This window comes from Luteimonas yanweni (assembly GCF_039548475.1).
GTDB lineage: Bacteria > Pseudomonadota > Gammaproteobacteria > Xanthomonadales > Xanthomonadaceae > Luteimonas.
The window spans coordinates 472,853-491,286 of sequence record NZ_JBCLVC010000008.1 but is presented as its reverse complement, the minus strand read 5'-3'; the positions used below and the strand labels follow the sequence as shown (position 1 = coordinate 491,286).

The 18,434-nt window shown below is 67.7% G+C and carries 18 protein-coding genes and 2 tRNA genes; 18 read left to right on the top strand and 2 right to left on the bottom strand.

Annotated features, from left to right (window positions below; all coding sequences use genetic code 11):
- The first annotated feature begins 28 nt into the window (after nt 1–28).
- The 18 genes from tpiA to WCE39_RS06160 all read left to right on the top strand — a co-directional run bounded on the left by tpiA (nt 29) and on the right by WCE39_RS06160 (nt 16,430).
- Nucleotides 29–781, top strand: coding sequence for a triose-phosphate isomerase (gene tpiA / locus WCE39_RS06245; RefSeq protein ID WP_343275809.1), 753 nt, complete (start codon nt 29–31; stop codon nt 779–781).
- A gap of 25 nt (nt 782–806) precedes the next feature.
- A complete protein-coding gene (secG, locus tag WCE39_RS06240) occupies nt 807–1,250 on the top strand; it encodes a preprotein translocase subunit SecG (RefSeq protein WP_343275808.1) in 444 nt (147 codons plus the stop codon).
- A 55-nt stretch (nt 1,251–1,305) separates the two neighbouring features.
- Nucleotides 1,306–1,390, top strand: a tRNA-Leu gene (locus WCE39_RS06235).
- 87 nt (nt 1,391–1,477) lie between these two features.
- Entirely contained in the window at nt 1,478–1,834 is a 357-nt protein-coding gene (locus tag WCE39_RS06230; protein WP_343255747.1) for an NADH-quinone oxidoreductase subunit A, read from the top strand.
- Nucleotides 1,825–2,412 carry a NuoB/complex I 20 kDa subunit family protein gene (locus WCE39_RS06225; protein ID WP_343275807.1) on the top strand — a complete coding sequence of 196 codons (588 nt, stop codon included), beginning with the start codon at nt 1,825–1,827 and terminating at the stop codon, nt 2,410–2,412. Before WCE39_RS06230 ends, WCE39_RS06225 begins: the two co-directional genes overlap by 10 nt.
- A complete protein-coding gene (locus tag WCE39_RS06220) occupies nt 2,405–3,193 on the top strand; it encodes an NADH-quinone oxidoreductase subunit C (RefSeq protein WP_343275806.1) in 789 nt (262 codons plus the stop codon). Before WCE39_RS06225 ends, WCE39_RS06220 begins: the two co-directional genes overlap by 8 nt.
- 2 nt (nt 3,194–3,195) lie before the next feature.
- Entirely contained in the window at nt 3,196–4,494 is a 1,299-nt protein-coding gene (locus WCE39_RS06215) for an NADH-quinone oxidoreductase subunit D (protein ID WP_343275977.1), read from the top strand.
- Nucleotides 4,491–5,018 carry an NADH-quinone oxidoreductase subunit NuoE gene (gene nuoE, locus WCE39_RS06210; protein ID WP_343275805.1) on the top strand — a complete coding sequence of 176 codons (528 nt, stop codon included), beginning with the start codon at nt 4,491–4,493 and terminating at the stop codon, nt 5,016–5,018. Before WCE39_RS06215 ends, nuoE begins: the two co-directional genes overlap by 4 nt.
- Before the next feature lie 14 nt (nt 5,019–5,032).
- A complete protein-coding gene (gene nuoF, locus WCE39_RS06205; RefSeq protein WP_343275804.1) occupies nt 5,033–6,379 on the top strand; it encodes an NADH-quinone oxidoreductase subunit NuoF in 1,347 nt (448 codons plus the stop codon).
- Nucleotides 6,376–8,622, top strand: a complete 2,247-nt coding sequence (nuoG, locus tag WCE39_RS06200) for an NADH-quinone oxidoreductase subunit NuoG (RefSeq protein WP_343275803.1) — start codon at nt 6,376–6,378, stop codon at nt 8,620–8,622. Before nuoF ends, nuoG begins: the two co-directional genes overlap by 4 nt.
- Complete coding sequence (nuoH, locus tag WCE39_RS06195; protein WP_343275802.1) at nt 8,619–9,728, top strand: NADH-quinone oxidoreductase subunit NuoH; 1,110 nt, start codon at nt 8,619–8,621, stop codon at nt 9,726–9,728. The genes nuoG and nuoH overlap by 4 nt, the downstream gene beginning before the upstream one ends.
- A complete protein-coding gene (gene nuoI, locus WCE39_RS06190; protein ID WP_343275801.1) occupies nt 9,728–10,216 on the top strand; it encodes an NADH-quinone oxidoreductase subunit NuoI in 489 nt (162 codons plus the stop codon). Before nuoH ends, nuoI begins: the two co-directional genes overlap by 1 nt.
- Nucleotides 10,217–10,219: 3 nt before the next feature.
- The gene (locus tag WCE39_RS06185) at nt 10,220–10,873 is read left to right on the top strand and encodes an NADH-quinone oxidoreductase subunit J (RefSeq protein WP_343275800.1); all 654 of its coding nucleotides are present in this window, start codon (nt 10,220–10,222) and stop codon (nt 10,871–10,873) included.
- Entirely contained in the window at nt 10,873–11,196 is a 324-nt protein-coding gene (gene nuoK / locus WCE39_RS06180; RefSeq protein WP_343255756.1) for an NADH-quinone oxidoreductase subunit NuoK, read from the top strand. The genes WCE39_RS06185 and nuoK overlap by 1 nt, the downstream gene beginning before the upstream one ends.
- A gap of 13 nt (nt 11,197–11,209) precedes the next feature.
- Entirely contained in the window at nt 11,210–13,270 is a 2,061-nt protein-coding gene (gene nuoL / locus WCE39_RS06175) for an NADH-quinone oxidoreductase subunit L (protein ID WP_343275799.1), read from the top strand.
- A gap of 13 nt (nt 13,271–13,283) precedes the next feature.
- A complete protein-coding gene (locus WCE39_RS06170) occupies nt 13,284–14,798 on the top strand; it encodes an NADH-quinone oxidoreductase subunit M (RefSeq protein WP_343275798.1) in 1,515 nt (504 codons plus the stop codon).
- A gap of 16 nt (nt 14,799–14,814) precedes the next feature.
- A complete protein-coding gene (gene nuoN / locus WCE39_RS06165; protein ID WP_343275976.1) occupies nt 14,815–16,275 on the top strand; it encodes an NADH-quinone oxidoreductase subunit NuoN in 1,461 nt (486 codons plus the stop codon).
- 78 nt (nt 16,276–16,353) lie between these two features.
- Nucleotides 16,354–16,430 (top strand) — tRNA-Met (locus WCE39_RS06160).
- A 97-nt stretch (nt 16,431–16,527) separates the two neighbouring features.
- Here the strand turns inward: WCE39_RS06160 and WCE39_RS06155 are convergent.
- Together WCE39_RS06155 and WCE39_RS06150 are read right to left on the bottom strand one after the other, a co-directional pair.
- Entirely contained in the window at nt 16,528–17,718 is a 1,191-nt protein-coding gene (locus WCE39_RS06155; RefSeq protein WP_343275797.1) for a glutathionylspermidine synthase family protein, read from the bottom strand.
- Nucleotides 17,718–18,281 carry a DUF1190 domain-containing protein gene (locus WCE39_RS06150; RefSeq protein WP_343275796.1) on the bottom strand — a complete coding sequence of 188 codons (564 nt, stop codon included), beginning with the start codon at nt 18,279–18,281 and terminating at the stop codon, nt 17,718–17,720. The genes WCE39_RS06155 and WCE39_RS06150 overlap by 1 nt, the downstream gene beginning before the upstream one ends.
- Nucleotides 18,282–18,434: the final 153 nt, after the last annotated feature.

Below are 18,434 nucleotides of genomic sequence, written 5' to 3'. Positions count from 1 at the left end.
CCCCCCGTCCATCCCGAGGTCTGAAAAAATGCGCGCACGCATCGTCGCCGGCAACTGGAAGCTCAACGGCAGCCGCAGCCTGGCCGCAGGCCTGCTGGCGGATATCGCCGCCGGCCTGCCGGCCGCTGGGGTGGACGTGGTGGTGCTGCCGCCCGCCACTTACCTGGAGGGCCTCGTGTCCGCCTGGGGCGCGCGCGGCATCGGCTTCGGCGGGCAGGACGTGAGCGCCCATGCCGACGGCGCGTACACCGGCGAGGTCTCGGCCGCGATGCTGGCCGACGTCGGCGCGCGCTTCGCGCTGGTCGGGCACTCGGAGCGCCGCCAGTACCACGCCGAGGACGGCGGGCTGGTGGCGCGCAAGTTCGCCGCGGCGCTTGCCGCCGGCCTGCGCCCGATCCTGTGCGTCGGTGAATCGCGCCAGGACCGCGAAGGCGGCTCGACCGAATCGGTGATCGCCGCCCAGCTGCGCCCGGTGCTCGACCTGGTGGGTGCGGAAGGCTTCGAAAACGCCGTGGTGGCCTACGAGCCGGTGTGGGCGATCGGCACCGGCCTGACCGCCACGCCGCAGCAGGCGCAGGATGTCCATGCGTTCATCCGTAGCGAGGTTGCCGCGCGGAGTGCTACCATTGGAAATTCACTGCCGATCCTCTACGGCGGCAGTGTGAAGCCCGCCAACGCCGCCGAGCTGTTCGCCATGGCCGACGTCGATGGAGGCCTTATCGGCGGAGCCTCGCTGGTGGCCACGGACTTCATGGCCATCGTGGCCGCGGCGGCGCGCTGACCGCCGGGCTCAAGAGAACGCAACCATGCTGCAGCTCATCCTCCACATCGCCTTCGTGCTCGTCGCCATCTCGCTGATCGCGCTGATCCTCATGCAGCGCGGCGCGGGCGCACAGGCCGGGTCGGGCTTCGGCGGCGGCGCGTCCGCGACGGTCTTCGGCGCGCGCGGCGCGTCCAACTTCCTCAGCAAGTCCACCAAGTGGCTGGCCATCGTGTTCTTCGCGCTGACCCTGTTCATGGCTTGGCAGGCCACGCAAATGGCACGCCAGGCCGGCCCCTCCGCGGTGGACCTGGGCGTGATGTCGGATGTCCCGGCGGCGCCTGCCGTCCCCGGCGACGTGCCCGCGGCCCCGGCCGTGGCGCCCCCGGCCCCCGGATCGGCGGTTCCCGCCGCGCCCGAGGCCCAGCCGCCCGCCGCATCGCCCCCCGCGCAGGGGGAAACGGGGCAGGAAGTCCCGCAGGGCGGCTGATAGCGATTACAATATCGCGCCTTCGTACAAGCGTACGGAGAGAGTGTAAAAACTTGCCCAGGTGGCGGAATTGGTAGACGCACTACCTTGAGGTGGTAGCGGCTTAGGTCGTGGGGGTTCGAGTCCCCCCTTGGGCACCATACAAGCGCCAGGCGCGGCCGGTCACGGCCGCGCCTGGCACCAGCTAGCAAAGGGGCGCGCATGCGCCCCTCAGCCGAGGGAACACCGTGCTGGCCGAATATCTGCCGACCCTGCTGTTTCTGTTTGTCGCAACCGGAATCGGCATTGCCCTGGTCGTCATAGGCAATGCCCTGGGCCCGAAGTTCTACAACGCCGAGAAGCTCACGGCCTACGAATGCGGCTTCGCCCCGTTCGAAGATTCGCGGATGCAGTTCGACATCCGCTACTACCTCATCGCCATCCAGTTCATCGTCTTCGACCTGGAAATCATCTTCATCGTGCCCTGGGCCACCGTGTTCCGCGAGCTGGGCGTGCTCGGCCTGATCGAGATGGGCATCTTCGTCGGCATGTTGCTGATCGGCTTCATTTACGTGTGGAAGAAGGGAGCGCTCGAATGGGAGTGATCCAGGCGGCCCGCAGCCTTGCGAACGCCGCAAGCAACCCGCTGTCCGAGGGGCGCGTCGACGACATCCTGCGTCCGGAAGGCGAAAACCCGCTGCTGGACCAGGGCTTCGTCACCACCAGCTCGGACATCCTGCTCAACTGGGCGCGTACCGGCTCCATGTGGCCGGTGACCTTTGGCCTGGCGTGCTGCGCGGTCGAGATGATGCATGCCGGCGCGGCACGCATGGACCTCGACCGCTACGGCGTGGTGTTCCGCCCGTCGCCGCGGCAGTCGGACGTGATGATCGTGGCCGGCACCCTGGTCAACAAGATGGCCCCGGCGCTGCGCAAGGTCTACGACCAGATGCCCAACCCCAAGTGGGTGATCTCCATGGGCAGCTGCGCCAACGGCGGCGGCTACTACCACTACTCGTATGCAGTGGTGCGTGGCTGTGACCGCGTGGTCCCGGTCGACATCTACGTGCCGGGTTGCCCGCCCACGGCCGAAGCCCTGGTGCACGGCATCCTGCAGCTGCAGCGCAAGATCCGCCGGTCCAGCAACTTCGGCGATGAAAAGACGGGGCAGCGCAATGTCTGAGTCCGCGACGGCGTTCGCCGCGCGCCTGCGTGCGCGCTTCCCGCAGGACCTGGTCGAGGTCGCGCTGCCGCGCGGCGAGGTCGGCCTGGTGCTGTCCGCCGCAGCGTGGCGCGAAGGCTGCCGCGTGCTGCGCGACGAATTCGGCTTCGAGGTGCTGATCGACCTCTGCGGCGTGGACCACCTGGGCTACGGCACCGACGAATGGGACACCAACACGTCCTCCGAAGGCTTCAGCCGCGGGGTCGAGGGCAAGGGCCCTGGCCGTTTCCGCTATGGCGAGGTGCCCAGCCAGCAGCTTGACGATCCCGATGGCGTCGGCGCGATCCCGCTGCCCGAGAACCGCTTTTCGGTGGTTGTGCAGCTGCTCTCGATCGCCAACAACCGCCGCCTGCGGGTGACCTGCCACGCACCCGACGACGCGCTTCCGACCGTCGATTCGCTGTGCGATGTCTGGGAAGGCGTGAACTGGTTCGAGCGCGAGACCTTCGACATGTTCGGCATCGTGTTCCCGGGTCACCCGGACCTGCGCCGGCTGCTCACCGACTACGGCTTCATCGGCCATCCGTTCCGCAAGGACTTCCCGCTGATCGGCAACGTCGAAGTTCGCTACGACGCCGAGAAGCAGCGCGTGATCTACGAGCCCGTGACCTCGGTGGAGCCGCGCGTGCTGGTGCCGCGGGTGATCCGCGACGACGCCCGCCTCGCGACCGCAACCGGCGAGGCGCGCGACCTGAAGGTCGGTCCCGTGCGCGGCGTCGCGCCGGCAGGAGGCGCCAAGTGAGCATGCAGCCCCCCAGCGAACTCCTGGCCAGCAACCCGTCCGAGGCCCGCCAGGAAATCCGCAACTACACGCTTAACTTCGGTCCCCAGCATCCGGCCGCGCACGGCGTGCTGCGCCTGATCCTGGAAATGGACGGCGAAGTGGTCCAGCGCGTCGATCCGCACGTGGGCCTGCTCCACCGGGGTACGGAGAAGCTGGCGGAGTCCAAGCCGTTCAACCAGTCGATCGGCTACATGGACCGCCTGGACTACGTGTCGATGATGTGCAACGAGCACGCCTACGTGCTCGCGATCGAGAACCTCCTCGGCATCCAGGCGCCCGAGCGCGCGCAGTGGATCCGCACGATGTTCGACGAGATCACGCGCATCCTGAACCACCTGATGTGGATCGGCTCCAACGGGCTCGACCTCGGCGCGATGGCGGTGATGCTGTATTCGTTCCGCGAGCGCGAAGAGCTGATGGACGTCTACGAGGCGGTCAGCGGCGCGCGCATGCACGCGACCTATTACCGCCCTGGCGGCGTGTACCGGGACCTGCCCGACCACATGCCGAAGTACCGCGAATCGCCGTGGCGCAAGGGCAACAAGCTCAAGCGCTTCAACGAGTGGCGCGAAGGCTCGATGCTGGACTTCCTGGAGGCCTTCACGAAGGACTTCCCGGGCCGCATCGACGAATACGAGACCCTGCTGACCGAGAACCGGATCTGGAAGCAGCGCACCGTCGGCATCGGCGTCGTCCCGCCGGAGCAGGGCATGGCCCTGGGCATGTCGGGCGTGATGCTTCGTGGCTCCGGCGTCGAGTGGGACCTGCGCAAGAAGCAGCCCTATGCCAAGTACGACGCGGTCGACTTCAGAGTGCCGGTGGGCACCAACGGCGACTGCTACGACCGCTACCTGGTCCGCGTGGCCGAGATGCGCGAATCCAACCGGATCATCGCCCAGTGCGTGGAGTGGCTGCGTGCCAACCCCGGCATCGTGATGGTCGACAACTTCAAGGTCGCCCCTCCCTCCCGCGAGGAGATGAAGGACGACATGGAAGCCCTGATCCACCACTTCAAGCTGTTCTCCGAAGGCTACTGCGTGCCCGCGGGCCAGACCTACCAGGCCGTCGAGGCGCCCAAGGGCGAGTTCGGCTGCTACCTGGTCTCGGACGGCGCCAACAAGCCCTTCCGCGTGCACCTGCGCGCGCCCGGCTTCGCGCACCTGTCCTCGATGGACACGGTGGTGAAGGGGCACATGCTGTCCGACGTGGTGGCGATGGTCGGCACCTATGACCTGGTCTTCGGAGAAGTGGACCGATGAAAGCGACCGGCAACTTCGAGAATGCCCGCAACGTGGACCCGCTGGTGGTGCTCAGCGACGACACGCGCGCGCATATCGACCATTGGGTGGCCAAGTTCCCGCCCGATCGCAAGCGTTCGGCCGTGATCCAGGGCCTGTTCGCGACCCAGCAGCAGAACGGCGGCTTCCTGACCGACGAGCTGATCGCGGGCGTCGCGAAGTACCTTGGCATCCCGCCCGTGTGGGCCTACGAGGTCGCCACGTTCTATTCGATGTTCGAGACGAGGGAGGTCGGCCGCAACAACGTCGCCTTCTGCACCAACATCAGCTGCTGGCTCAACGGCGCCGAGGACCTGGTCGCGCATGCCGAGAAGAAGCTCGGCTGCAGGGTGGGTGAATCCACCGCCGACGGCCGCGTCTACCTCAAGCGCGAGGAAGAGTGCGTGGCCGCGTGCTGCGGCGCCCCCGTGGTCGTGATCAACGGCCATTACCACGAGAAGCTCGACGCCGCGAAGGTGGACGAGCTGCTCGACGGACTGAAGTGAGGCTGGACGCAGGCATGGCGCATCACAACACCCACGTCTCCGAAGGCTACGGCCCCGTCGGCCCCGCGCCGAAGGAGCACCAGGCCGTCTACACGACGCTGCACTTCGACAAGCCGTGGTCGTACGAGAACTACCTGAAGACCGGCGGCTACCAGGCGCTGCGCAAGGTCCTGGGCGAGAAGATCCCGCCGGCCGACGTCGTCGAGATGGTCAAGCAGTCCGGCCTTCGCGGCCGCGGCGGCGCGGGTTTCCCGACCGGCCTGAAGTGGAGCTTCATGCCCAAGGGCGACGTGCAGAAGTACATCCTCTGCAACTCCGACGAGTCGGAGCCGGGCACCTGCAAGGACCGCGACATCCTGCGCTACAACCCGCACTCGGTGATCGAGGGCATGGCGATCGCGTGTTACGCCACCGGGTCCACGGTCGCCTACAACTACCTGCGCGGCGAATTCCACCACGAGCCTTTCGAGCATCTCGAAGAGGCACTGGCGGAAGCCTATGCGCACGGCTGGCTGGGCCGTGACATCCTCGGCAGCGGCGTGGACATCGACATCCACAACGCGCTGGGTGCCGGCGCCTACATCTGCGGCGAAGAGACCGCGCTGATGGAGTCGCTGGAAGGCAAGAAGGGCCAGCCGCGCTACAAGCCGCCGTTCCCGGCCAACTTCGGCCTGTACGGCAAGCCGACCACGATCAACAACACCGAGACCTACGCCTCGGTGCCGGCGATCATCCGCAACGGCCCCGAGTGGTTCGCGGGCCTGGGCAAGCCGAACAACGGCGGCTGCAAGATCTTCTCGGTGTCCGGACACGTGATGAAGCCGGGCAACTACGAGATCCGCCTCGGCACGCCGTTCTCCGAACTGCTGGAGATGGCCGGTGGCCTGCGCCCGGGGCGCACGCTCAAGGGCGTGATCCCGGGTGGTTCGTCGATGCCGGTGCTGCCGGGCGACACCATGATGGGCCTGACCATGGACTACGACGCGCTGCAGAAGGCGGGTTCGGGCCTGGGTTCGGGCGCGGTGATCGTGATGGACGACAGCACCTGCATGGTCCGCGCGTGCCAGCGCATCTCCCGTTTCTACTGGCAGGAGTCCTGCGGCCAGTGCACGCCCTGCCGCGAAGGCACGGGCTGGATGTACCGCATGGTGAGCCGCATGGTCGAGGGCAAGGCCACGATGGCCGACGTCCAGATGCTGCGCGAGTCCGCCGGCCAGATCGAGGGCCACACCATCTGCGCGTTCGGCGAGGCCGCGGCGTGGCCGGTGCAGGGCTTCCTGCGCCATTTCTGGCACGAGTTCGAATACTTCATCGAGCACGGCCGTTCGATCGTCGACGCACGCCCGGAGGCCACGGCATGAGCGCGCAGCCGGTGAACCCCAACCTGCCGCCCGACCACGTCACCGTCTTCATCGACGGCGTGGAAATGGCCGCGCCCAAGGGCTCGATGATCATCCAGGCCGCCGACAAGGCCGGCATCCCGATCCCGCGCTTCTGCTACCACGACAAGCTCGCCATCGCGGCCAACTGCCGCATGTGCCTGGTCGAGGTGGAGAAGATGGGCAAGCCCGCCCCGGCCTGCGCCACGCCGGTGATGGATGGCATGCGCGTGCAGACGCGCAGCGACAAGGCGCTGCGATCCCAGCGCAACGTGATGGAGTTCCTGCTGATCAACCATCCGCTCGACTGCCCGGTCTGCGACCAGGGCGGCGAGTGCGAGCTGCAGGACCTGTCGCTGGGTTACGGCCGCTCGGTCAGCCGCTTCGCCGAGCGCAAGCGCACCGTGGCCGACGAGAACCTTGGTCCGCTGGTGGCCAGCGAGATGACGCGTTGCATCCACTGCACGCGCTGCATCCGCGTGACCGGCGAGATCGCAGGCACCTACGAGCTGGGCGGCATGCAGCGCGGCGAAAGCCTGCAGATCGGCACCTACGACGGCAAGCCGCTGACCACCGAGCTTTCGGGCAACGTGATCGACGTCTGCCCGGTGGGCGCGCTGACCAACAAGGTGTTCCGTTTCCGTGCGCGCCCCTGGGAGCTGATCGCGCGCGAGTCGCTGGGCTACCACGACGCGCTCGGCAGCAACCTGTTCCTGCACACCCGCCGCGGCGAAGTGATGCGCACCGTGCCGCGCGACAACGACGCGGTGAACGAGTGCTGGCTGTCCGACCGCGACCGCTATTCGCACCAGGGCATGTACGCCGACGACCGCGCCATGCGGCCGATGCTGCGCGTGGCCTACAACGGCGATGACGCCGACTGGCGCGAGGCGAGCTGGGACGAAGCGCTGGCGAAGGCCGCGCAGGTCCTGCGCGACAACGCCGCCGACGACATCGGAATCCTGGTGCACCCGGCGACCTCGAACGAGGAGGGCGCGCTGCTCGCCCGCATGGCCGAGGGACTGGGCACCGGCAACCTCGACCATCGCATCGCCCAGCACGACCTGTCCGACGGCGCCGTGGGCGAAGCCTTCGGCATGCCGGTGGACGCGATCGAGAAGGCCGACGCCATCGTCATCGTCGGCAGCAACCTGCGCCACGAGCTGCCACTGGTCCACCAGCGCGTGCGCAAGGCCTGGCTTGCCGGTGCGAAGGTGCACGTGGTCAACCCGGTGGACTTCGAGTTCACCTTCGACATCAGCCACAAGGCGATCGTCGCGCCGTCGGCGATCGCCGGTGCGCTGGCGTCGACCGGTCTCGACCAGGCACTGCAGGGCGCGTCGCGCCCGGTCGTGATCGTCGGTGCGGTGGCCGAGTGCGGCATCCATGCCGCCGCCATCCGCGCCGCCGCGTCCGCGTTTGCCGCCCGTGCCAACGCCGCGCTGTGCCGCGTGCCCCAGGGCGCGAACGCGGTCGGCCTGGCGCGGCATGGCGTGCTTCCGGTCTCGCTCGACGCCGGCGCCATGCTGGCCCGGCCGCGCGCCGGTTACGTCATCTACGGCATCGAGCCGGGTCTGGACTTCGCCGACCAGGCGAAGGCGATGCAGGCGCTGGGCGGCGCACAGGTGGTGGCCTTCAGCCACTTCGCCTGTGCGTCCACGCGCCGCGTGGCCGACGTGATCCTGCCGATCGGCCTGCTGCCCGAACTCGATGCCACCCTGACCAACCTCGACGGGCGCGACCAGCGCAGCGTCGCCGGCGGCAAGCTGCCGGGCGAGGCGCGTCCGGGCTGGAAGGCGCTGCGCGCGCTTGGCGGCCTCCTCGGCGTGGCCGGCTTCGACTTCACCGACTTCGCGGGTGCGCGCGCACTGATGCTGCCGCGCCAGGTCGAGGTCGTGCGTGGAGACGCCGCCACGGCCGCGGGCGAAGGCCTCGAGCTGGCGGTCTCGCAGGCGATCTATCGCGTCGACGGCGTGACCCGCCGCGCCGCCGCGCTGCAGGCACACCCCCTGACGGTGGGTCCGCGGATCACGCTCAATCCCGATGACGCATCCGCCCTTGGCCTGCGCGAAGGCACCATGGCGCGCGTGGCCAACGGGACCGGCACCGGAACCCTGCCAGTGGCGACCAGCACGGGCGTGGCCCGCGGCGCCGCCCTGATCGAATCCGGCTATGGCGCCACCGCGGCGCTCGGCGCCGGCGCGGTGCGGGTGGAGGCCGCATGAGCACGACGACGACCAATACGAGCACCGTGCTCCTCGGCTGGCTCGAACCCTTCCGCGCCTGGCTCGATTCGCTCGGCGCCATCGGCACCGTCATCTGGCTGGTGCTGCTGATCCTGGCGATTGCGATGCCGGTGATCATCGCCGTCGCCTTCTACGTGGTCTGGGAGCGCAAGCTGATCGCCTGGATGCATGTGCGCCACGGGCCGATGTACGTCGGCTTCGGCATCCTCCAGGCCTTCGCCGACGTCTTCAAGCTGCTGTTCAAGGAAGTCATCCGGCCGGCCGCGGCGCACAAGGTGCTGTACATCCTTGCACCGCTGATCACCCTGGCGCCGGCGTTCGCGGCCTGGGCCGTGGTGCCCTTCGACGCCCAGCTGGTGCTGTCCAATGCCAACGCCGGCATCCTGTACCTGCTGGCGATGGTTTCGCTGGGCGTGTACGGCGTGATCATCGCCGGCTGGGCTTCGAACTCGAAGTACGCCTTCCTCGGCGCCATGCGTTCGGCTGCCCAGGTGGTGAGCTACGAGATCGCGATGGGCTTCGCGCTGGTGGGCGTGATGGTCGCCGCCGGCAGCCTCAACCTCAGCGAGATCGTGCTGGCCCAGTCGGGCGACGCGGGCTTCCTGGAATGGTTCTGGCTGCCGTTGCTGCCGCTGTTCATCATCTACTTCGTGTCGGGCGTGGCCGAGACCAACCGCGCGCCCTTCGACGTGGTCGAGGGCGAGAGCGAGATCGTGGCCGGCCACATGGTCGAGTACTCGGGCGCGGTGTTCGCGCTGTTCTTCCTCGCCGAGTACGCGAACATGATGCTGGTCAGCATCCTGACCGCGACCTTCTTCCTGGGCGGCTGGCTGTCGCCGGTCCCGGCCGCGTGGATCCCGGACATCCCGGTGCTCGCAGTGGTGCTGGGCGACGGCTGGTGGTGGCTGTTCGCCAAGATGTTCTTCTTCGCCAGCTGCTTCATCTGGTCCCGCGCGACGTTCCCGCGCTACCGCTACGACCAGATCATGCGCCTGGGCTGGAAGGTCTTCATCCCGCTGTCCATCGCATGGATCGCGGTGACGGCATTGATGGCGTACTTCGGCGCGTTCGAGGCAGGTGTGTGATGGGCAAGTTCGTTTCCTGGGCCAGGAGCCTGCTGCTGATCGAGATCATCAGCGGCCTGAAGCTGACGTTCCAGTACCTGTGGCGTCCGAAGTACACGATGATGTACCCGATGGAGAAGATCCCGCAGTCCGCGCGCTTCCGCGGGCTGCACGCGCTGCGCCGCTATCCCAACGGCGAGGAGCGCTGCATCGCGTGCAAGCTGTGCGAGGCGGTGTGCCCGGCGCTGGCGATCACGATCGACTCCGAGCAGCGCGAGGACAACACGCGGCGCACCACGCGCTACGAGATCGACCTGTTCAAGTGCATCTTCTGCGGCTTCTGCGAGGAGTCGTGCCCGGTGGACTCGATCGTCGAGACCCATATCCACGAATACCACTTCGAGCACCGTGGCGAGAACATCGTCACCAAGCCGCAGCTGCTGGCGCTGGGCGACCGGCTCGAAGCGGAAATCGCAGAGCGTCGCGCCGCCGACGCGGCATACAGGTAAGCCATGGACTTCGTACAGCTCGCATTCCTTGCATTCGCGGCCGTCGCGGTGGCCGCCGCGATCGGCGTCATCGGCGCGCGCAACCCGGTGCATTCGGCCCTGTTCCTGGTGCTGACCTTCTTCACCGTGGCGGTCACCTGGATCATCGCCGGCGCCGAGTTCCTTGGCGTGGCGCTGGTGCTGGTCTACGTCGGCGCGGTGATGGTCCTGTTCCTGTTCGTGGTGATGATGCTCGACGTCGACCTGGCCCCGCTCAGCGAGGGCTACGTGCGCTACCTGCCCGTCGGCCTGCTGGTGGCCGTGGTGATGCTGCTGGAGCTGCTGTCGCTGATCGGGATCATGGCCTTCGTCGAGACACCCTTCGCGGCCGACCCGGTCGAGGCCGCGGGCGTGCCTAACACGGTGTGGCTCGCGCGCCGGCTGTTCACGGACTTCCTGCTGCCCTTCGAGGTCGCCGCCGTGATCCTGACCGTGGCGGTGATCGCCGCGGTCACGCTGACCCTGCGCCGCCGCGAGGGCACCAAGCACCAGGTCCCCGGCGAGCAGGTCCGCACGCGCCCGGGCGACCGCCTGCGCATGGTGGACATGCCGAGCTCCGTGCATGTCGCCGATGACGCGCCGGCATCCGATGCCGCCACCGGCGGGGAGGTGAAGTAATGGAGTTCCTCGGCCAGGGCCTCGCCCTCGGACACTACCTCGCGCTTGCCGCCGCGCTGTTCTGCATCAGCGTCGCGGGCATCTTCCTCAACCGCAAGAACGTGATCATCCTCCTGATGTGCATCGAGCTCATGCTGCTCTCGGTGAACATCAACTTCGTCGCGTTCTCGCGCGAGTTCGGCGACGCCGCCGGCCAGGTGTTCGTGTTCTTCATCCTGACCGTGGCCGCGGCCGAGGCCGCCATCGGCTTGGCGATCCTGGTCACCCTGTTCCGCAACCGGCGCACCATCAACGTCGCCGAACTCGACACGCTGAAGGGCTGACGGAATGCCTGGCATGGAAATCGTGATTTCGAAATCGGTGCTGCTTGCGATCGTGCTCGCGCCCCTGCTTGGTGCCATCGTGGCGGGCCTGTTCGGACGCCAGGTGGGCCGCGTCGGGGCGCAATCGGCCACCATCCTGGGCGTCGCGGTCAGCTGCGCGCTGTCCTGCCACGTGCTGTGGCAGCTGGTGGGGCAGGGTGCATCGCCCTTCAACGAGAACATCTACACCTGGTTCCAGGTCGCCGGCTACGAGATCCACATCGGCTTCCTGGTCGACCGGCTGACGGCGATGATGATGGTGGTGGTGACCTTCGTGTCGCTGCTGGTGCACATCTACACCATCGGCTACATGGCCGACGACCCGGGCTACCAGCGCTTCTTCAGCTACATCAGCCTGTTCACCTTCTCGATGCTGGCGCTGGTGATGGCCAACAACTTCCTGCAGCTGTTCTTTGGCTGGGAAGCGGTGGGCGTGGTCTCGTACCTGCTGATCGGATTCTGGTTCAAGCGCCCCACGGCGGTGTTCGCCAACCTCAAGGCCTTCCTGGTCAACCGCGTCGGCGACTTCGGCATGTTGCTGGGTATCGCCGGCGTCGCGTACTGGTTCGGCACTCTCGACTACGCGACGGTGTTCGCCAACGCCGGGCCGACCATCGGCGGCGGGCAGGTGGTCGAGGTCTTCGAGGGCCACGCCTGGTCGGTCGCGACCCTGATCTGCATCCTGCTGTTCATCGGCGCAATGGGCAAATCGGCGCAGGTGCCGCTGCACGTGTGGCTGCCCGACTCCATGGAAGGCCCGACCCCGATCTCCGCGCTGATCCACGCCGCGACCATGGTCACCGCCGGCATCTTCATGGTGGCGCGCATGTCGCCGCTGTTCGAACTCAGCCCGACCGCGTTGCAGTTCATCCTGTTCATCGGCGCCACCACGGCCTTCTTCACCGGCCTGATCGGCATCGTGCAGAACGACATCAAGCGCGTGGTCGCGTACTCCACGCTGTCGCAGCTGGGCTACATGACCGTGGCCCTGGGCGTGTCCGCGTACTCGGCGGCGGTCTTCCACCTGATGACGCACGCGTTCTTCAAGGCGCTGCTGTTCCTGGGCGCGGGCTCGGTGATCATCGCCATGCACCACGAGCAGGACATGCGCCGCATGGGCGGCCTGCGCAAGTACATGCCGGTGACCTTCATCACCATGCTGATCGGCACCCTGGCGCTGGTCGCGACGCCGTTCTTCAGCGGCTTCTACTCCAAGGACACGATCATCGAGGCGGCGAAGTTCGGCGCCGAGGGCATGGGCTGGGTCGGCACCTACGGCTATTGGGCCGTGCTTCTGGGCGCCTTCGTGACCTCGTTCTATAGCTTCCGCCTGCTCTACATGACCTTCTTCGGCAAGGAGCGCTTCCGCGATGCGCACGCCGACGACCATGGCCATGGTCATGACGACCACGGGCACGGCGCGCATGAGCCGAGGGAATCGCCCTGGGTGGTGACCCTGCCGCTGGTGCTGCTGGCGATCCCCTCGATCGCGATCGGCTTCGTCACCGCTGGCCCGATGCTGTTCGGGACCGACTGGTCGGGCAAGGAGCAGGTGATGCCGTTCTTCCTCGGCGCCATCGACCTTCTGCCGCAGAACGACACCCTCGCAGCGGTTGCGGCGGAACTCTGGCACGGCCCGGTGGCGTTCGCGCTGCACGGCTTCATGACGCCGGCGTTCTGGCTGACGTTCGCGGGCTTCGCCCTGGCGACCATCATGTACTGGTGGCGCCCGGAGCTGGCGGCGAAGGCGCGCCGCGCGTTCGCGCTGCCCGTCAAGGTGCTGGAGAACAAGTACTGGGCCGACGATCTCTGGATCGGTGGCCTGGCGGGCGGCAGCCTGCAGCTTGGCAAGGCGTCGAGCGCGCTCGACAACCGCGTGATCGACGGGGTGGCCGTGAATGGCACCGCCGGCTTCGTCGGCCTGCTCGCGGGCGTCGTCCGCCGCCTGCAGTCGGGACGCCTGTACGACTATGCATTCGCGATGATCGTCGGCCTGATCGTGCTCCTGGCCGTGCTCATCCACTACTGGACCTGACGGAAGACGATACGTGTCGAACTGGCCCCTCCTCAGCATCCTCATCTGGCTGCCGATCCTCGGTGGCGCGATGGTGCTCGCGCTTGGCAATCGCGCCGGCGCGGCGCGCTGGCTGTCGCTGGCGATCACCCTGGTGGTGTTCGCCATCAGCATCCCCCTGTTCACCGGCTACGACGCCTCGGCGGCGGTGGCCACGATGCAGTTCGTCGAGGCGCGGGAGTGGATCCCGGCCTACGACATCCAGTACCACCTGGGTGCGGACGGCATCTCGGTCGCGCTGATCCTGCTGACCACGCTGGTCACGACGCTTGTGGTCATCAGCTCCTGGAGCTCGATCGACAAGCGAGTGAGCCAGTACTACGCCGCGATGCTGATCCTCGAGGGCTTGATGATCGGCGTGTTTTCGGCCATGGACGCGATGCTGTTCTACGTGTTCTTCGAGGGCATGCTGATCCCGATGTTCATCATCATCGGCGTCTGGGGCGGGCCGCGTCGCGTGTATGCGTCGGTGAAGTTCTTCCTGTACACCTTCCTCGGCTCGGTGTTCATGCTGGTCGGCCTGGTGTACCTGTACCTGCAGTCCGGAAGCTGGCAGTTGGCCGACCTGTACGCGCTGCCGCTCGACGCGACCGAGCAGACGTGGTTGTTCTTCGCCTTCCTCATCGCGTTCGCGGTCAAGGTGCCGATGTTCCCGGTGCACACCTGGCTTCCGGACGCGCACGTGGAGGCGCCGACCGGCGGCTCGGTGATCCTGGCGGCGATCATGCTGAAGATCGGCGGCTACGGCTTCCTGCGCTTCAGCCTGCCGATCACGCCCGACGCCGGACATGAGTGGGCCTGGCTCGTGATCGCGCTGTCGCTGATCGCGGTGGTCTATGTCGGCCTGGTGGCGCTGGCCCAGCAGGACATGAAGAAGCTGATCGCGTATTCGTCGGTGTCGCACATGGGCTTCGTCACCCTCGGCACCTTCATCGCCTTCGCGCTGGTGCGCGACACGGGCAACCCGGAAGCGGCGCGCCTGGGCCTGCAGGGCGCGATGGTGCAGATGGTCTCCCACGGCTTCGTGTCGGGCGCGATGTTCACCTGCGTGGGCGTGCTGTACGACCGCATGCACACGCGAATGATCCGTGACTACGGCGGCGTGGCCAACGTGATGCCCTGGTTCGCGGCGTTCTACGTGCTGTTCGCCTTCGCGAACTCCGGCCTGCCGGGCACGTCCGGCTTCGTCGGCGAGTTCATGGTCATCCTGGCCGCGTTCCAGAGCCATCCGCTGATCGCCTTCGTTGCCGCGATCACCCTGATCCTGGGCGCGGGTTACACGCTGTGGCTGGTCAAGCGCGTCATGTACGGCGAGGTCGGCAACGCCCACGTCGCGGAAATGAAGGACATCAACGGCCGCGAGGCCCTGGTGCTGGGCGTCTTTGCCGCGGGCGTGCTGCTGATCGGCCTCTGGCCCAGGCCCCTGACCGACCTGATGGAACCGTCCATCGCGCAGCTGGCGGGCATGCTCGCCAACAGCAAGCTTTGAGGAACGTGACGCGATGATGCCTGGTGAATTGAACCTTCCTGTCCGGACGCTGGCCGACATCGCGCCGCTGGCGCCCGAGCTCGTCGTGGTGATCGGCGCGTTCGCGCTGCTGATGCTGGACCTGTTCATCGGCGAGCGCCGCCGCGTGGTCACCCATGGCCTCGCCGTCGTGGTGCTGCTGGCGGCGGCGTCGATGATCGTGGCCGGGGTGGGCGGACAGGGCATGGTGCTGGCGGACATGTTCGTGCGCGACACGATGGCCGACGTGCTGAAGGTGCTGATTCTGGTGCTGACGGCGGTGGCGCTGGGCTATGCCTGGCCTTTCATGCGCGAGCGCGGCCTGTACAAGGGCGAGCTGCCGGTGCTCATGTTGTTCGCCGCGCTGGGAATGATGCTGCTGGTGTCCGCGCCGAACCTGACCACGATCTACGTGGGCCTCGAGCTGCTGGCGTTGTGCCAGTACGCGCTGGTCGCCTTCGACCGCGACAACGCGACCGGCTCCGAAGCCGCGATGAAGTACTTCGTGCTCGGTTCGCTGGCCTCGGGCCTGCTGCTGTTCGGCATGTCACTGGTTTACGGGGCCACCGGCAGCCTCGACCTGGCCACGATCAGCAGCGCGGCGACCGTGGTGGACGGCGGCACCCGCACCCTGCTGCTGACCGGCACCGTGTTCTTGGTGGTGGGCGTGTGCTTCAAGTTCGGCGCCGCGCCGTTCCACATGTGGCTGCCCGATGCGTACCACGGCGCGCCCACGCCGATGACCCTGTTCATCGGCTCCGCGCCCAAGCTCGCAGTGTTCGGCATGGCCTACCGCCTGCTCGAATCCGGGCTTGGTCCGCTGCAGGACCAGTGGCAGGTGATGCTGGCCCTGCTTGCGGCGCTGTCGCTGGTGGTCGGCAACGTGTTCGCGATCGCGCAGACCAACCTCAAGCGCATGCTCGCGTATTCGACGGTGTCGCACGTCGGCTTCCTGTTGCTGGGCCTCGCCGGTGGTGGTGCAGAGGGCTATGCCGCGGCGATGTTCTATGCCATCAGCTACGCGATCATGGCCACCGCCGGCTTCGGCGCGATCGTGATGCTGTCCAGGCGCGGCTTCGAAGCCGATCGCATCAGCGACTTCAAGGGCCTCAATGCGCGCAGTCCGTGGATGGCGGCGATGGTGCTGGTGATCATGGCCTCGCTGGCGGGCGTGCCGCCGTTCCTCGGCTTCTGGGCGAAGCTCGTGGTGCTGCGCGCGGCGATCGGCGGTGACATGCTGTGGCTTGCGATCGTCGGCATCGTGTTCGCGGTGGTGGGTGCGTTCTACTACCTGCGCGTGATCAAGGTGATGTACTTCGACGAGCCCGAAGGCGTGGCCATCGAAGTGCGTGACAACGGGCCGCTCAAGCTGCTGTTCGGCGCAAATGCGATCGCGCTGCTCGTGCTGGGCATTGCCTGGAACCCGGTCATGGCCTGGTGCCAGGCGGCGTTTGCCTGATCGAAAGCGGGGCCATGCCGCGAAGTGCGGCGATGGCTTGCAAGTAATCCGACTGTGCTCCATAATAGTCGGCTCTGGTGCGGGGTGGAGCAGTCTGGCAGCTCGTCGGGCTCATAACCCGAAGGTCGCAGGTTCAAATCCTGCCCCCGCTACCATTTACACCTGCGGCGGCGTTCCTGGAAACAGGGACGCCGTTTGCTTTTGTGCGTCCATCCAACAGCGGCCGCAGCCGCAGTGCCTGCCGCGTCGGCCTCAGGCTTCCAGCACCATCCGCTGCCCGCGCCCCTCGCCGATGATGGCGTGGGGAACGAAGCGCGCGCTGTCGCGCGTGATCGGCGAGTCGTCTTCGCGGATGCCCATCCCGCAGGCAATGTCACCCACCACCCAGCTGCCCACCAGTGGATACGCGTCGGCGTGTTCGGGCAGCGGGTGCAGCGCCTGGCGGATCGAAGGCCCACCGTAGGGTCCGGGCTGGTGCAGGCTGCGGCCGTCGGCGAAGTGCATTTCGATGTTGGCGCCCTCGCGCGAGAACAGCGGCTTGCGGACCCAGCCGGGCGGCAGCGCCCCGCCGCCATCGTCGAATTCCGCCGGCAACAGGTTGGGGTGGCCACGATGGCGCTCCCACAGCAGCGGCAGTGCGCCCTTGTTGCTGAGCAGCAGCTTCCACGCGGGTTCCAGCAGCTGCAGCCCGGAGCCGGGCAGGGCCTGCGCGAACTCGTCGGCGAACAGGTCCTCGAGTGGATACAGCTTGAACAGGCTGGCGATCAGCACGTCGTCGCCCGCGGTGAAGCGTCCGTCGGCGGAAAGGCCGATGTCTTCCATCGCCACCGAGCCGGATTCGATGCCGGCCTGGGCCGCGCAGTCGCGCAGGTAATCGACGGTGCCCTGGTCTTCGGGGCTGTCCTGCGAGGCGGCGAAGTAGAGCGGCCGCGGCAGGCGCCCACCGACCTGGATGAAACGCGCGACGAGTGTCTCGTGGATCGCGTTGAACTGGTCGGCACCGGGGGGGAGGGCACCCGTCCCGCGCTGCTGCTCCAGCCAGTCCCACTGGAAGAACGCGGCCTCGAACAGCGATGTCGGCGTGTCGTAGTTGAACTCGTACAGCTTTGCCGGACCGTGGCCATCGTATGCCAGGTCGATCCGGCCGTAGAGGTGTGGATCGCGGCGCCGCCAGCTGTCGGCGACCTGGTCCTGCGCGTCTGCCGGGATCGCCAGTCGCTCCATCAGCTCCTGGCTGCCGGCGGCCTCGCCGGCGAGGTCCATCGCCATCGCGTGCAGTTCGGCGGTTGGATCCTCGATGTCGTCCTCCACCTGGCGCAGGGTGAAGGCGTAGTACGCGCTTTCGTCCCAGTATGCGGCGCCGTCGATGGTGTGGAAGGCGAAGCCGCAGTCCTCCGCGCGCCGCCGCCATTCGGGGCGCGGCTCGATCGCGACGCGGCGCATCAGCCGCCGGCGCTGCGGCCGGCGCCGGCGCGGCCGAAGCCGCCGCGGCGCACGGTAGGCGCGCGGTCGGGCTGCAGGCCGGTGCGGGCGAGCGTGGTGGCGCCGCCGGGCCCGGCCTGCGGGCGCAGCCACCCCGACTGGTTGGAGAGGAAGGCCGGCGCGGCGCGCGTGGCGCCCGGCGTTGCCGCCGCAGGGCCGGCGCCCGGCGCGGGGGCCATCGCGCCGCCGCGGGTGTTCATCATCTGCGACAGGAAGAAGCCGGCCATCATCGGGCCGACGAAGCTGCCGCCACCGGCCTGCTGGCGGGTCGCGCACTGGCCTTCGCCGAACTCGGCTTCGCATTCGGCGGTGGAGGCGTAGCGCGGCGCCACGGCGTCGGCCTGTTCCTGGGCCTGGTCGAAGGCCTGGCGGCACATCGACGGGTTCATGGTTTCAGTGGTGCAGGCCTCGACCGAGGTGAACAGGCCTTCCGACGTCTGCACCTCGGGCTGCCCGGCGCAGGCCGCCAGGAGCAGTGGCGTGGAGCCCATGAGCACGAGGGCGGTCTTCCGGGAACGTTTCATCTGGCCTGCTGCCTGCTTGTCGTGGGAGTGCGGCAAGATTAACCGATGCGTCCGCGCGCGAGGCCGCGCGGGCTGGCCGGCTTGCGATACGGCGGTGCCGGGCATATACTCCAGCGGCTCAGCGGAACCTGCCGGACCATCGCAGGCGCCATC

Coding starts and splice junctions, on each gene's coding strand:
- nuoH (WP_343275802.1), top strand. CDS start 8,619: ATGAGCACGACGACGACCAATACGAGCACCGTGCTCCTCGGCTGGCTC.
- nuoK (WP_343255756.1), top strand. CDS start 10,873: ATGGAGTTCCTCGGCCAGGGCCTCGCCCTCGGACACTACCTCGCGCTT.
- secG (WP_343275808.1), top strand. CDS start 807: ATGCTGCAGCTCATCCTCCACATCGCCTTCGTGCTCGTCGCCATCTCG.
- WCE39_RS06225 (WP_343275807.1), top strand. CDS start 1,825: ATGGGAGTGATCCAGGCGGCCCGCAGCCTTGCGAACGCCGCAAGCAAC.
- WCE39_RS06185 (WP_343275800.1), top strand. CDS start 10,220: ATGGACTTCGTACAGCTCGCATTCCTTGCATTCGCGGCCGTCGCGGTG.
- WCE39_RS06150 (WP_343275796.1), bottom strand. CDS start 18,281: ATGAAACGTTCCCGGAAGACCGCCCTCGTGCTCATGGGCTCCACGCCA.
- WCE39_RS06155 (WP_343275797.1), bottom strand. CDS start 17,718: ATGCGCCGCGTCGCGATCGAGCCGCGCCCCGAATGGCGGCGGCGCGCG.
- nuoI (WP_343275801.1), top strand. CDS start 9,728: ATGGGCAAGTTCGTTTCCTGGGCCAGGAGCCTGCTGCTGATCGAGATC.
- WCE39_RS06215 (WP_343275977.1), top strand. CDS start 3,196: ATGCAGCCCCCCAGCGAACTCCTGGCCAGCAACCCGTCCGAGGCCCGC.
- tpiA (WP_343275809.1), top strand. CDS start 29: ATGCGCGCACGCATCGTCGCCGGCAACTGGAAGCTCAACGGCAGCCGC.
- nuoL (WP_343275799.1), top strand. CDS start 11,210: ATGGAAATCGTGATTTCGAAATCGGTGCTGCTTGCGATCGTGCTCGCG.
- nuoN (WP_343275976.1), top strand. CDS start 14,815: ATGCCTGGTGAATTGAACCTTCCTGTCCGGACGCTGGCCGACATCGCG.
- nuoF (WP_343275804.1), top strand. CDS start 5,033: ATGGCGCATCACAACACCCACGTCTCCGAAGGCTACGGCCCCGTCGGC.
- WCE39_RS06220 (WP_343275806.1), top strand. CDS start 2,405: ATGTCTGAGTCCGCGACGGCGTTCGCCGCGCGCCTGCGTGCGCGCTTC.
- nuoE (WP_343275805.1), top strand. CDS start 4,491: ATGAAAGCGACCGGCAACTTCGAGAATGCCCGCAACGTGGACCCGCTG.
- nuoG (WP_343275803.1), top strand. CDS start 6,376: ATGAGCGCGCAGCCGGTGAACCCCAACCTGCCGCCCGACCACGTCACC.